A 14,695-nucleotide genomic window follows, 5' to 3' on the forward strand; every position below is an offset into this window, starting at 1 on the left:
TGAAGATGGTGTGTCTTCTAGACCTAAGAAAGATACAGAGCCAGAGCCAGAGCCAGAGCTACCTATTTCTTCAACTATTATCACTGGATTTGAGCCTTCTTCAATGGTCGATGATCTAGTAAACAAAAGCTTAAAATACTCGTTAGTACTGTTATCATTAGTTATTACTATGTCAGAAATATCTGACCCAGAAGCATCTACAAAATGATAATTGGTAGTATCTAATGTTACCGTCACATCACCTGCAAGTGTTTTCTTTCCGAATATTGAAGTTGTTTGTGCTGCCGTGCCTGAACTAAAAACTAAGCTTACCGATGCCGTGTTTGCCGTCCAGTCAAATGTCGCTTGATCTTTACTTCCTCCGTTTACCGTTACCGTTGCGCCATCTGTTAAAGTTCCTAACGTTTTAGTAACTCTTTCACTCAAGTCGCTCTCTAAATCCGTAACGGTAGACTGTGCTTGTGTACCTGTGTGGTTGGCTCTGTTTCGGTTATTAGTGTCTCTGGCGTTGAGTTCTGTGGTTGTTTCGAAATTTTCAATATCCGAGCTAACTAGCTTTGAATCTAAGGCCGTTTGTAAACCACTAACCGTACTGATTGCCTGACTACCCGTGTGATTAGCCCTATCTCTGTCTGACGAGTGATAGTGTAAAGAAGAGTCTCCACCACCTGTTAAGTCGGTTGCGTTAGCATTTGAAATATTGTTTACCTCAGCTCCGTCTTCAACGTTGATTAAAGACCTTACCTGAGTAGCCGATAAGTCTTCTGGGTCGCCTGTACCTGAGCTTGCCCGCCCTTTAATAGTAGCAGTAGAAACATCAGATAGTTTTGCGTTGGTGATTGAGTTATTAGAGACTGTGCCGCCACCTGCAAAAGCCTCAATATAGCCGTTACTCAAGTCGTCTGACACGTTATCGGCTGTAAACGGCCTTGATAAAGAAACAACCCTGTATAATGAGTTGTCTGTAATATCAAGCAGTATCAGTTTTTCTTCTGCATACTTTCCTCCTTCTACATATTGCTTAATAGTATAGTCGTAAATAGACCCTAATGTGTCGGGTACATAGGGGTCGGTCGCTCCAACAAATAGAACGCTTTTATTTAAGTAGTAGAAGTCGTCTGCGGCCATTTAAGTTTTAGTTGTGTCTTCTTTGAGTTTTTTCAGTTCAATCAAGGCTGTTTGCAAATGAATGATGCACTCGTTCACTTCAGCCCCTAAATTGTAGGGAAGCCTTACGTGTTCAGTCGTTTTCAAAATTTGAGATAGCCTTACTAATGCTTGTTGTGGTTCCATGTTCTTATTTACCATGTTGATATTGCTGCTCTTTTCCATGTATTTACAGAGGTGCAGACATATATATAGTCGTTAGCAAACCTGATTGCCCCAACTTCCCCTGTGTCTGAGGAAGAAGATGGTGCGGTATTTAGTCCTCCGTTCCCTATTTTTATGCCGTTACTTGTCGTTGAAAAACATTGAGTACTTTGATGTAATAAGGAAACGCCTAAATCTCCTCGAATGTATATGGAAGAAGAGGCGCCCCCTCCTGATGGTGTTGTAAGTAGAAGTATGTCGCCCCCTTCGGTTTCGTTGTTGATATACAGGTCGCCCCCAGACTCTTTTGTAAACACAGTATTGCCTGTTGAAAAATATGTGGCTATAAAGGATCTTTTGGTTGAACTAGTGCCAAGATAGATTTTATTATCATCCTCCCATGTTGTGTTTGCACTAACAGTATCGTCCGCATCGCTTCTAATAAACGAGCCACTATCAACCCCGTCTAAAGTATCTGCATCAACATTCAATGCATCAACAAAAGCCTTGTCTACCCTAGTGTCAATAGCTGCGTTTGCTCTTGCCGTAGTGTAATACAGGTTACTCCCCTCTGAAAGGTCTGTTGTGCTTCGAGTCCCTAACCACGTTAAAGCCCTTGCGTCTGTATGGTATTGTGTATGGTCATCATCAGACAGCCCCGTTAACGCCCCATGATCTGAAGCCCCACTTCCCACCGCATCTAGCTGAGATTTTGTTACAAAGTCGTCCGACTCAGTTGCGTCAAATCCTTTTACTCTGGCGTAAAATGTGGCAATTCCATCTTCAAAAGTTAAGATATTAGAAGAAGTACCGTAGCTATTAGTTGAGCTTTGAAAGTACAGTTTATCTACGTGTTGCCTAAACCTCCAGTGCCTGGTAGACCCTGAATCAACAAGGTCTAGATTCGGGGCTGCCTTCTCCAGAGACACATCTCCCGATATTGTTCCACCAGACTTATCGTACTTTCCGCTTAAGTCCGTTTCTAAATCTACAATAGTAGACTGTGCTTGCGTACCCGTGTGATTGGCGCGATTCAATAAGTCTGCATCCGAACTGTTGGCCGTTGCTCCATCTTCAACATTTATAATGCTTCTGACTTGCGTGGCTGTTAAATCTTCAGGGTCGCCTGTGCTTGCTGTAACTCTACCTTTGATTGTATTCTGAGCCATGTTTGCAGCTTTGGCGTTTGTTACAGCATCGTTAGCAATCGTTAAAGCAGTGTCGCCTGTTACATCGCCTGTATGTGTTGCGTTTGAAACCTTTGCTGTATTCGCTGCCACCGCACTGTTATTCGCCACTTCTGTATCGAAGTCAGATATAGTTGAGGCCGTTTGGGTTCCTGTGTGATTAGCTCTTTGTATTGAAAAAGCCTGAATTGCCGCATCTGCTGCTGCCTGCGATGTGCTTACGGGCTTATCTATGTCGGCAGTATTGTCCGCATTTCCAAGGCCAACTTGAGTCTTAGTTACCGAATGAGGGTTGTCTGTGTCTGAAGTATGAGTGTGTGCAGCATCCCATTCAATAATATCTGTTGTGAGTATCTGTTTTACGTGAGTAGGAACCGTTGGGTCTGTCTCTGTGAAAATATCATCTGAAAGAGTGGCGAAAGGAATAGTCAGGTCGTTCAGGGAATATTGACCCACTTTGTCTAGTCCTCCCGCCCTTCTCAAACGGTCTTCAACAATCTCAAACTGAGCGTCAGTCCAAGTGTCTGTCCTATCAAATGAAATCACTGTATGGCATAAATAAAGGAAGTACGCCAGGTCTTGCTTTTCTTGCCAAGCACTACCGCTTTCTTTAGCGTCTGCAACCTCTAATTGAAGCTGACCAACCCTAACCAATAAGTCATTAAGAAGTTCGGTCTTGTCTACTGCCATTTACTCTATTTCTATAACTCTTGCTGCGCTTGAATACTTACCTGTTTGAGCGAGTGATTGGGCTGCCATTATCTTTGTAAGAATAGGTGCTACTTGATAACTCAAAGCAGGAATGTCGAGGTCTACATCGTGGTCGCTTAGACTTAAAAGTATGTCATTAGCTTCTTGGTGTAGCTTTGGTAAAGGAAGTGCGTATGCTGTTGCAGTATCTTCGCTTAAGGCCGTTAGCTCTGCATCGGTATAGCTGTCTTCATCGGCTCCGTCTATCTGAAACTTACCACCTGATATGCCCTCATAAAGAGAAGCGTCCAAGGCGAATAAGACTAGCTTATGCACTCCATCTATTGGAGATATGCCGTCAACAGTCTGGTCTACAGAAAGTGTCCATGTAGATACCGTTGTAGGGTCGTAAGTATTGAACTCCTTTCTTGTAGCCGTTAGGTCTTGGTTTAAATGATAGACCCTCATGATTAAAGCCAATTCATTCCTCGCAGGGTCAGAATAGCTTGTTTGGTCGGTGAAGGTCATTGTTTCACCATCTACCGTTTGGGCTGTTGCGTTAAAAGATACTGTTACTGCCATGTTGAAAGTTTAATTAAAAAAGGCGAGGGACTACTGCCACTCGCCCCACACGGAAACCACAATCAGTTAACCGAGGCTAACCTTAGTTCTTAATTCCCTCAATAAATTCGGGTTGTCTTTTAGGTAATCCGTGAATTGAGCGTCTAGCGCTCCGCCATTTGGTACTCCATCAAATAATGGTTTCTCGTCTTGGTTTTGAGCAAACCACCATATTTTGTGTCTGTGCTTCTTAATTACCTCTTGCTTTACTGCGGCCTCAATTAAAGCTCCGTAGTCGCTGAAATTTGTGATTTTACCACTGGTTCCGCCAACAATTTTCTCTGGTGACTGAGAGGCTACTTCAAGTAGTTTAGCCTTGATCTGAACCCCTTTCATTGCAGCCGTTGTCTTAGCTCCAAATATGTTCTCAGCAAGTTTAAGTAGTTCCGCTGAATCCATCCCGCTAACCGCCATAATTGCGCTACCAGTAGCTAATACCTTGTCTGCATTTCTTTCAGCCGATGCAAATGGATCGTATTTTCTAAACTTGTATTTACCAGGAGCAATATGCCACTCCCTCCCTTTATTGTCTTTATTTTGAGGGTGAATAGAAAGCAATTTTCTAAGCTCATATAGCTCTACTCTTCCTTCTGGGACAATATGTGACCCTCTGCCAACCTTAGTGAACTTCACCTTGGCTGTTACTTTTGTGGCCTCACCCTTAGCGTTAAGGTCTGCAAGCCTTTCGCCTACCACCCAATTACACCTTACCGACTTTTTAGCAAAGTGGTCGTAAACCATAAACTCAGAGAGGATTGAAACCGAGGTAAGCGTAACTTTTTTTGGCTTACCCGATTCGTCTCTTACGTTTAACAGCTCGAACCTGTCTACTTCACCCTTTGAGAGAGGTGGGTAGATGTGCTTCTCTAAATACTCTAGGAACTTTGGGCTTGCTCCGTTAATTTCTAGTTGCCCTACTTTCATTATGATTGTGATTGTTGTGTGAAATAAAGGAGGGTGGCGATTAGCCCCCTCCCTTTAGTGTGTTATTTTGAAACGTAAATCCACTCGTTTCCACAGAAACCTTGGAACCCAAACTCAGACTGCATGTTCAATTCGAACTGGTCTTTGTTTGTGATAGTCTTGTCTCTAGTCCAGACGTTGTAGTATCTGTTCTCTTTATCAGACTCTTTGTATCTTACTTTTAGCTTGAACTGGCTGTTACCATTCTTGTCAGTGTACTTGTCAGCAGGGACAATGATACCCTCTTGAGGAAGGTTCGTGTTTTGAGTAATGCCCTGAGCATTCATTGCTTCAACCACTTTTTGGTGGTAGGTTCTATTGTTGATTCGGAAAGAATCGAACCCTAAGTCAATGGATCTTTGCTTACCATCTCCTTTTCCAAAAGTTGAATAGTTGATACCAGTAGTCTCGTTCAGCCCCCTAAGCACTGCATTCACAGAGATGTTTAGGTCTGAACCTTGGAAGAAGAATACTTCATTTCCTACATGGTTGGCGTTCAAAGTTTGCTCATAGCCAGTAAAGTCGGCCAATGCCCAAGTAGTATAAGGGTCATCGTTACCTAGAGTCTTTGCAAACCACTCCATACCGCCTGTTTCGTAGATAGTTTCTCCGTTTGAAGCTGTCTTGTCGTTTCTCTTTTGCCCCATTAGTAAGGCATAGTTTACCGACAAATCGTGGTCTTGCTTGGCTCTCTTCTCTTGCTTAATAGCGTAGTAGTGCTTGCCGTTGATCTTGCGATACACCTTGTTCGCCCTTTCAGAACCATTGATTCTGTACGCGGTCTTGACAATTTGAGTGTAGTTAGAGAAATCTAACGGCACAGAAGCGATACCATCAGGCATCTCTTCACCATCGGCAAAAGAGTTTGTCAATCTACCAGCGATGTCAGCCGCAGCTAAATCGTCTACTAGGTTTACCCCTGTCTCTTGTGCTGTAATTGTGTGGTTGTTTGCAGAAGATTTATTTACTGCATTTACTCGAAAAATGTATCTACCGTTTGAGTTGTCAACCATGAATACGTCACCAACTTGCACAGGAGACTTGGTTCCACTGTCAATATGGTTTGCCTCTTCTAGCGTAATAGTAGCTGCGTTACCCGCGCCAGAAGTACCTGTTACCGACTCAATAGTGAACTCATTTCTGAGCGCATCTTCTTCAGTCCATTTGTATTCTGTCTGACCTGTTTTTTCAAGTCTTTTTGTCCAGACCATGAAGTCGAACAAGTTTGCCTGACCCCTATATCTGTCAGGAGCTTCGCCTAGCACTTCGGGCATGAGCAAAGCGTTTGATAGCGACATAAAGGAGGCGTTAACCGCGCCAACTACATTATGTCTGTTTTGTGCTGCCATTTGTTGTTTTTAGTTTTGAGTTTTTTGAATGTTTTAATACCCCATTTCATCTAGGAATGACACTAACTCGTTTTTAGAGCCAGCATTGACCTTTGTCTTCCCGTCAGTAGGGTTTTCGAGCTTTCTTTCTACGATGTCCGTATTTTTGACCGTTAATGCGTGTTCTGCTAAGTGCTTACCCAAAGTTCCGTTCTTGACATGGGTTAAGACCGTTGCAGCTTGTAGCATGGTATTGAAGTCGAAGCTTCCATCTTCTTTGATTCCCACAAGCGAAAGCAATTCTTGAGGGTCTTTTGCGATAGACTCAACCTGAGATTTGACAGAATCATCGGCAGCTAGATTGAAGGACTCCCCTTCGTTGTCACTAATCGAGATTTTGACTGGCTGAAAGTCTTTAAGAGCGTTTTGCACATTGGAACCAAACTGCTTCAGATTCTCCTGAACATCGGCATCTTTCTGTTGCGTTGGAGCAGGCAGTACAGCGTACTTTTCCTTTCTCTCCATCAAGCTCTTTCTTGCTTTTTTTATATCACCCGACTTTTTTAATCGGCTAAATTCAATGTCTTCTTTGTTGTTGCGCTCCCACTCAGCCTCTTCATCTTCATCCACAAAATCGGGCTTAACAACACTGTATGATTTAAGCTTGTCTTGGAATGCTTTTCTTACAAACTTTTCGCCATAATCCTCTAAGTCTTCCTTGTTTTTTAGCTTGAAGTCTTCCCAAAGAACGTCTTCATCAGACATCTTCTCGTAGTCGGCTTTTTTAAGGCGAAGGTACTCTTGCAAGTCACCTTCTCCTGCTTCTCTAAAGGCTCTTATCGTCTTTACTTCTTCGTCTTCCTCGTAAGACTTAAGGCTGTTCCGAACCCCTTCAAATTCCTGTTCTAGCCTTGCCTTTTCTTTTAAGGCAGAAACAAGTTCTTCTTTACTATTTACTTCATAGCCTTCTTCTCTAAGTGAGGCAATGATGTCGGGGACTTCTTCTTGTTCAGGTTCTTCGGAAGGTTGTTCTTGAGGTTCTTCTTGCTCAGGCTGTTCTTCCTCAAATTCAACCTCTTCTACTTGATTTTCAATGGCTTCTTCGGGGTTGTCTTCAACAGGATCCCCTATTCCCATCCAAATATCTTCGTCTTGCGTCATAGCTGTATTTCTCGTGATTTCCTAAGCAAAAGTACCTAGTCCGTCATAAAAAATACGGCTTGCAGCTTGCGTTTGTAAATTATTTTTTGTTTTATTATCCTTCGGTGTAAGATAACTCCACCACAAAAGTGAAGGCATTATTTCCCTGTGGATCTACGGGGTATTCCAAAAGTCCAGCAATATCTATTCTCCCTATGTTCATAAGCGGCTTTGAAAAATTAATCCACTTATTGCAGTCTTGAGGGTATAAAAAAGACGGGGATCCAGTTGATCCGTTTAGCTGAGAAGAAAAATCTCCATTATTAGCTTCGCTGCCCCATGGTACATTATCTAACTTGCTAAGAGCTTCGTTAACGTATAATTCATCTTCATTATCTCTAAAGTATAGCCTTAGCTCTGCAAATTTTAGCAATGCTATAGGGTCGCTCATATCTAAGAAAACGTTTCTGCCAGAAATTCTAAAGCCATGAATATTTAAGATTTCTCCATCCTTTGCGGTATACGCCCCGTTTTTAGTGCTTAGGGAAAATATAGTCCCCCCTGTTGTTGGAGATAATGAGAATCCGTTCGCTTCAGAGCAAACAACTGTTAAAAACAGGCTTTTTAGATTGTCATTTTTTTTTACGTACTCCTTGGATACCCATCTAAATATTGATTCAGAGTCTGTAATTTCATCGGTCGCCAATGAGGTATCTATTGCTTGTGGCTTTATTGAGATTTGAATATTCTCCTTGGTTGTAACCGTTATTACATTATTCTTCTTGTCAAAAAAAGAAGAGGCTCCGTCTAGTTCATATACACTTCCGTCAATATTTTCTAGGTATGAGTTTAAATTATCGTCTTTACTGAAAATTACACTTGCCATGATGCTTTGTTTGTAGTTATTGTTCCTTTTTAATTGTTGTTATTAGTAGTTATTGACTTGTTGGTCTTTTCGATTTGCTCTAGCTTCGCCTGCGCTTTAATAGATTCTTGAAGTCTGATTTCTTCTAGCTTATTTTTGTGTTTAAGCTGTTCGGTCTTCCTTTCTTCCTCTGCCTTGATTAGTTCGAGTTGCTTGGCTTGTTCTAGTTCCGCTTGCTTGGCTTGTGAGGCAACCATAGTTGATTGCTGTTGCGCCTGAGCGTTTGCTTCAATGTTTTCCATTTCTCGCTTACGACTCATTTTATCTCTTCTTCTTTCGAGCCTTCTTAACTCAAATTCGGCTTTCTTTAAGCTGTCTACTCGTCTTAGCATGGTGGCTTCACTGCCCGTGATTACCTGCTTCGATACCATGAGTTCTACCGTTTTTAAGAAATCAGCCCTCTCCATGTCTGAAGGAAGTGGTTCAATATCGAAGGAGTAGTCGTGCTTGGTGAGGTCTAGGTTTTCTCTGAACATTTGAGAGCCTATCTTGCCATAGATTCTATTGTACCTGCCTGGCTTTCCGTATTTCTCCGAGTAACAGTGGAGTATGGCTAGTGATTTACACACTTCAATGAATATCTTTCTATCGGCATAGAATAGGTAGTCTAGCGCTAGGTCTGACTGTTGTATTTGAAGCTGTGTGGTTGTGGCTCCTGCTCTTTCTCCTAACTGAGAAGCTACCGCGGCTGCGTTCAATCCCAATACCTCGTCTAACTCCCCTAGCTTGTTAGCTATTAAGGCTAGGTATTCTTGAAGCTGAATGCCTTGATTGAGTTCGACTACTGCTTGGTCGTTAGACCCCTGCAATGGCTGTCTATCTGTAACCAGAATCTTTTTCTGAAACATGAAAGATAGAAGGTCTTTAGGCTCCATCTTTTTATTTCCCCATTCAAAGGCTACTGCTTTTAAGGCATGGAGGTTGATTTCGGCTCCATTAGGGAATGGGCTTGCAAGTATGTGCCTAACTTTGATATTGTACGACTGTAAATCGTCTAGGATTGGAATGATTTGCTCCCCTGCACTTACTAATGTGTTGTTTCTCATTAGTGGGGCATAGACCTTAATTGACAAAGGGGTTTCGTTCATGTTGCCTCTTTTGCGCTCCATGAAGTGCTTCCTTCTGTAATTATATATTAAGTCCGTTCCTAAAACCCAACAACCTTCGTAAACCGAAGTGTATTTGTGTTGGATTTTGTCGTTCTTTCCGTTGCCTCTGTATGTATTTTTCTTTCGGTACAGCTTAGGGTTTCCAAACTCATTTATCTTTTTGGCATAAGTCTCTACCTCTGTGGTTTTCCACTCAAACCTTAAAACAGGAATAGACCTTACCGTTTCTTCAAATTCTGATCTGTAATAGCCTCCTAGCTTTCCAAGGTATATGTTTTGTTCTTCTCTAGTGTCTTTAGCTATTTCTAGTTGCTCTTTAGTTAACTGACCTTGTGATTCTTTCTCAAGGTCGGACAAAGAAATAAAGTCTAAATAGCCCCAATACTTTGCGTCTCTAAAGTCTGGATAGTTAGATTGAGGAAGAATAATTTTGTCTACCTCCAGTCTATCAATAAACGGAATAATATTCTCGTCTAAGCCAGTTCTTACTGCTCCAATTCCTGCTTCTATCAGGTCTTGTGCGCACTCTCTTTTTAACTGATCGTAATCATTATCTTTTAGGTGTTCTTCTACGGCTGTTTCTATAAGTGAAGCAGCAAATAACTTGGTGTGTGTTAAATAGTCTTGAAGTTGGTCTTTGTCTGAAGGAAGGTCTTCTAGTGATAGGTCTTCGGGCAGGTATTCTTCTATTGAGGCTAGTTCTTGCAAGAACTCTTGAGACTCCATGAGTATTTTCATTTTGTCTCTGATTTCTGCTTTAAGCTCTGAGGCCGATTCGTCTACCGCATCGCAAGTGGCCTTGTATTTCATGCCTGCGATTTTAGACACGGCAATATTGATTCGCTTTGTGGCATAAGCAATAACATCCCATCGAATGCCTTGAACAAAAGCCTCTGCATCGCTAGTTTGGGGGTCTACCCCTGCTAGAGGCTTGTACTGGTCAGGATCTTGTCTACCGAGAAGATAGTCTCTTACCTCGTTGATTTTTCTTGCCCGACCTACAAACAGCTCGCTGCCATACTTTTCGTGATGGTAGAAGATAGCCTTAGCCACTTTAAGGCCGTATTCTTTGGTTTCCTTGTCTTCAGGGCTTACCAGTTCGTCAGGAAAGCCTGTGGCATCTTCAGTATAGCTCATTAGTAATTTTCAAGTTCTCTTATGCTCAACATTGTCCTGAATTTTAGCCAATTGAACCCACTGCCAGGGTCTTGCTTTGGGGCTTCAGGTCTTACTTCTACTCCAGATACATCTGAATGTCTTGCGACAGTATCTAGGCTGATTAATGGGTATTCCTTCATCCATTCGGCACAAAGGTTGGCTAGTGACGTGTACTGTGCCTCTGTAAATGTTTTGGGGTCTTTTATTTTAGCAATGAAGCTGTCGTAGCTATGCACACCTTCTACTAATAACTCTACACCTAAGTAGTGGCTGTTAAGGTATTCAAGGCCGTTCCACTTAGATTTGCCTGCGTGTGAGGCTTTTTGTGGAACTGGCTTCATAGGTACTACTGAGCCGTCAGGCTCTACGAAAGCATGTACGCTCAGTCCGATTGACGCTAAAAAGTCTCTGGCATGGACTGTCTTTCCGCCTTCATTCACCAAGTACTGAGCCATTGAGTGAATTACTATGCCTTTTGGTTCTATTGTTTTCAAGATGCTTTTTTGGGTTCAAAACTTCCTACCCATTCATCGTTTTCGAATGGTGGGTGGTATTGAATAAAAATCTCCGTGTCGTCTTCCAAGATTTGGGCATCGTGCCACATAAAGGGAGGAATTTCAAAAGCGCAAGACTCTTCTACTATGTAGCTTTCGAAAGGGGTGTTTATTTTGATTCTGCCTTTCAGGACTATGCCTGCTTCTTTGTTTTCGTGAAAGTGTTTCTTGAAGTAGCCTTTGTTAGACTTATACAGCATGCAGTAAGAGCCTTTTACTCCTGTGTCTACCTTTTTTGCTAAGTCGCCTTCTATAGCTCCAAAAGCTTCCCAAGTTCGGCCTACCTTTTGAACCTTGGTGGGTGTGTTTGGTAAGCCCTTTTTAAACATGGCCACCTTGAATTTATTAACCCCTTCTTGAATCATGGTTAAGATTTTAGTTGTTTCAGTTCTTTAATCCCATCCTTGATGTCTTCCAGCTTTGGGGCAATATTTTCATTAATGACCTCCTTCACATTGCTAGGCATATTTTCTGTAACCCTGTAAACATTATCTACCGTATTGGCTAAGTTTCCGAGAATGTCATTGACTATTTTGGCTTGCTCTCTGATGTAGTCGTCTCTTTTTTCTTTAGACTTCCACAGGATATAGATAAAACCTATAAGGATAAGGATGAATACACCCATTATCCCTTTTTCTAATAGCGTCTCAGAAACTCCAGGCGCAGTGTTTTGTAACATTATTGATAGATTCATGCCCTACTGAGATATTTTGTGTGTTTAAAATTAGCGGGAGATGGTTTTGAACTTGTTAATGCAAATTTATTTAGTACGGGGCAGAAAATAGGGCTTGGAGCTTACCTGTACCCGAACAAGTTTTTTATATCCATTTTCTGAGTTTCTTGCACTTTTTCTTCCTCGTCTTTTGCTTCGAGTAGTGAAAGGCCGAAAGCCATAGTTTCATCGAACTCTTTGGTGTCTTTAGGTTCGAATTTGAAAAGCTCTTCTACTAGCGTTAGATGTTTGTAATTGTGGCCGTTTCTGCTTACGTCTTTTTTGATTTTACCTGTAATGATTTCGATTAGTCCGCCAGCTCCACCCGACATAGACTGCCCTGCTGTTGGAGATTGACTGAATTCGGTTCCTAGTTTTGGCCTGATTAAGCCTGAAGCCCCTTGTCTGAAAAGGAATTGTATGAACTCGTTTTTGTTGGATTCTATATTGGCGGCTACCCCGTAGAACATTAGGCCGTGCATCATGTCTTTGAAAGAGTCTTCTGGGTTGTTGGTTCTCTTTCTGTAAATGGCAACGGGTATGTTTCTGAACTTTTTAGGAATACCCATGTGATTGCCTGTACGGATTACGCAAGCATTGTCTGACCCTCGCTTCTTCTCATCTAGGAAGTCTGCAATGTGAGAAACGGGGTCTACTCCTGCTGTCATGAACTCATTGAGGGGCAGGATAGATTTTTGTTTCACTCTATCCATGAAATACATGGAATAACCACTGGTGTAGTTGTTTGACTTGACAACTTCTTCGTCTGGGAACCAACACACCTCCCACCCGCCTTGTGGGTGCTCTTCCCAACCTATTTTTCCATTGGCCTGTGGATAGAACCTGACCGTTCTTGTTGGTTTGTAATCGGGATCTTTAAGCTTTACCTGGACATCTGAAAGAATGCCTTCATCGAAGTGGCCGCCACCAGTTCCGAACATGAAAATCTCGTCTTCATTGGTTGGGAATTTTCTAACGATTTGCCTGTATTCTGAAGGGTTGTCTTTTACTGCCCTTCTTTGGTTGTCTACGTAAGGTATTCCGCCCTTCATGGCGTATTCACCGTATCGCTCTTTTAGGAATAAGGCCGTTTCTTCATCGGGGTTTTCTCTAACAGGGAATCCGTATTTGTCGCAAAAGATGTCGTATGCAGAAACTACATACTTGAGCACTCCGCTTGGTGTTTGTCCGTTTTGAGTGAGCTTGTTTGGGTCTGAACCGTCCCACATTAGCTTAAACTCGTCACCGCCATCTTCTACCTCCTCTACCGTTCCTGTAATCCAAAAATTACCCACCTTTACCCCATTACGCCATACAGACTGCTTTTGGGTGTTGTGCCTGACCGAAGCCCTAGCCGTGGTTGGTTTAGTCTTTCCAGGCTCTTCCACTGCAATCATTCTTCTTGTAGCCCTGTCAAGCACCCCTTCCCCTGCCGACTCTGGGACTAGCATGGAGTTTATTGATCTTTTTTGCTCTATCTTGTGGGCGAAAGAATTTTTACCTCTTTTTGCTGGTGGGGAAAATGCTAGTTTTTTAGTGGGATTGGTTCCGTTGTCATTAATGGGAACAAGGAAGTCTGGAAGGTTCTTGTACTGTTGAACTACTTTTTCGACAAAAAACTTTTCTGAATCATCGTCATTTCGCCCGACTATCGAGGTAATTGCATTTTCGTTGAAGACTGTCTCAATGTACATGACCCAAGCCATTAATGCTGACTTTCCATCCCCCCTTGGAGCCACTTCAATTCTGCCTAAATGTAGCCTATGGTCTCTTACAAATTCCCAATGATAACATTTTAATAAGTCATTTATTTTTAGGTATGGGTAGCCGTTATCGTTTTTAGCCCATTGCAAGTAGCTATAAAATGTACCTGGGAACCATATAGCCATTCCTTTAATCATTACCCAAACACCACCGCCTTTGTAGGGATATGTCCTTTGTATTTCCCTCTTTCGGTAGTCGTTTAGGGCTTCTATACAGTAGTTTGGATTGGGCTTAATGTCTTTTACAGGCTTGGGGTCGCCATGAGTGCTGAGGTCTTCTGGGTCTAAGCCTGTTTGTCCGATTATCTCTTGTCTTCTGGCCGTGTCCCAATCTACTCTAATGTCGTAATCATCGGGTTCGTCTACAAACCACTTGATGTCTTTTGCGCTGAAGGTTGGGATTTCATGACGTTGCCAATACTGCTCTTTAATGGGCTTGTCAGAGAACAGTATTTCGCCTTGGGTTGGCATTTTGGGCACGTAGAATTTTATGCCCCCATAGAGTGTTTTGAATAGTCCTTTCTCGTCTTTCTCGTAGAAGGACTCAATAAGAGGTAGTGACATTGTTTTGTTTGTGGCTGTGTGCGAGTTAAGTGCGTTTGGGAACGGACTTATAGTGTATTTCAAAGTCCAGATCCCAAAACACTGTATATTCCCAACTCATACTACAAAACTATGTCTTGTGGGGTAGAAAATAGGGCTTGGAGGATTAGTGGCTACATCTGAAGAAACTCCCACAAGTCTGAGGGCGTTTTTAGGGTGATGTTTTCTCCTTCCATTTTAACCATGCCCTCTTTGTAGGCTTTACCAAACCTAAGCTCATAGATGAAGTATTCTATCCACTCTGTCTGTTCATCGTTCATGGCTAGTTTTAGCAGTTTTAGCAATTGCCCTCTAAGGTGCTCGTTATTGTAGCATGAGATGTAGTCGTCAGGGAGTGTAATGCTGAATGCCTCACTGCATTTACTGTCGTGCTTATGCTGCTTTTCAATTTGATTGATGGTTTCGATAAACAGCTCTTTTGTGATAGTAAGATTGCCGACTGGCTTAGTGGTTGTGTTCATTGCTTTGCGATTTGCGAATTGAGGATTCCTCTCTCCCAATAGACAGGCTTTCCTTTCTGTATAAAAGCATGGGTGGAAGATTTTAACTTTTGACTCATTGTATCGTGCTGTTTATTAGGTAGTTAAGTAGGGGTTAATGATATATGGGAGTTAGGATTAATGCCCTTCGA

The 14,695-nt window shown here is 42.3% G+C and carries 13 protein-coding genes; all 13 read right to left on the bottom strand.

From position 1 onward, the window contains the following. Window positions 1-1,128, bottom strand: a 1,128-nt coding sequence (locus tag AWW68_RS07690; RefSeq protein ID WP_221405978.1) for a hypothetical protein, incomplete at its 3' end; no start/stop codon positions are given. 173 nt (window positions 1,129-1,301) lie between these two features. Further along, entirely contained in the window at window positions 1,302-3,188 is a 1,887-nt protein-coding gene (locus tag AWW68_RS07700; protein WP_068218984.1) for an autotransporter outer membrane beta-barrel domain-containing protein, read from the bottom strand. Further along, window positions 3,189-3,770 (bottom strand): hypothetical protein, encoded by a 582-nt coding sequence (locus AWW68_RS07705; RefSeq protein ID WP_068218987.1) that lies wholly within the window; start codon window positions 3,768-3,770, stop codon window positions 3,189-3,191. Between the two features lie 66 nt (window positions 3,771-3,836). After that, the gene (locus AWW68_RS07710) at window positions 3,837-4,733 is read right to left on the bottom strand and encodes a hypothetical protein (protein WP_068218990.1); all 897 of its coding nucleotides are present in this window, start codon (window positions 4,731-4,733) and stop codon (window positions 3,837-3,839) included. A gap of 62 nt (window positions 4,734-4,795) precedes the next feature. After that, entirely contained in the window at window positions 4,796-6,121 is a 1,326-nt protein-coding gene (locus tag AWW68_RS07715) for an SU10 major capsid protein (protein ID WP_157717567.1), read from the bottom strand. Window positions 6,122-6,154: 33 nt separating this feature from the next. Next, entirely contained in the window at window positions 6,155-7,261 is a 1,107-nt protein-coding gene (locus AWW68_RS07720) for a hypothetical protein (protein WP_068218997.1), read from the bottom strand. A gap of 94 nt (window positions 7,262-7,355) precedes the next feature. Beyond that, window positions 7,356-8,126, bottom strand: coding sequence for a hypothetical protein (locus AWW68_RS07725; RefSeq protein ID WP_068219000.1), 771 nt, complete (start codon window positions 8,124-8,126; stop codon window positions 7,356-7,358). A gap of 29 nt (window positions 8,127-8,155) precedes the next feature. Further along, entirely contained in the window at window positions 8,156-10,411 is a 2,256-nt protein-coding gene (locus AWW68_RS07730; RefSeq protein WP_068219003.1) for a hypothetical protein, read from the bottom strand. After that, a complete protein-coding gene (locus AWW68_RS07735) occupies window positions 10,411-10,926 on the bottom strand; it encodes an N-acetylmuramoyl-L-alanine amidase (RefSeq protein ID WP_068219006.1) in 516 nt (171 codons plus the stop codon). Before AWW68_RS07735 ends, AWW68_RS07730 begins: the two co-directional genes overlap by 1 nt. Continuing rightward, window positions 10,923-11,351: a cupin domain-containing protein gene (locus AWW68_RS07740; protein ID WP_068219010.1), complete on the bottom strand. Its 429-nt coding sequence runs from the start codon at window positions 11,349-11,351 to the stop codon at window positions 10,923-10,925. Before AWW68_RS07740 ends, AWW68_RS07735 begins: the two co-directional genes overlap by 4 nt. Before the next feature lie 2 nt (window positions 11,352-11,353). Beyond that, window positions 11,354-11,665: a hypothetical protein gene (locus AWW68_RS07745; protein WP_157717568.1), complete on the bottom strand. Its 312-nt coding sequence runs from the start codon at window positions 11,663-11,665 to the stop codon at window positions 11,354-11,356. A 116-nt stretch (window positions 11,666-11,781) separates the two neighbouring features. Continuing rightward, window positions 11,782-14,025: a hypothetical protein gene (locus AWW68_RS07750; RefSeq protein WP_068219017.1), complete on the bottom strand. Its 2,244-nt coding sequence runs from the start codon at window positions 14,023-14,025 to the stop codon at window positions 11,782-11,784. Between the two features lie 152 nt (window positions 14,026-14,177). Beyond that, on the bottom strand, window positions 14,178-14,525 hold the full coding sequence (locus AWW68_RS07755; RefSeq protein WP_068219020.1) for a hypothetical protein: 348 nt from the start codon (window positions 14,523-14,525) through the stop codon (window positions 14,178-14,180). Window positions 14,526-14,695: the final 170 nt, after the last annotated feature.

Origin of the sequence: Roseivirga spongicola (genome assembly GCF_001592965.1) — a bacterium.
Classification (GTDB): domain Bacteria; phylum Bacteroidota; class Bacteroidia; order Cytophagales; family Cyclobacteriaceae; genus Roseivirga; species Roseivirga spongicola.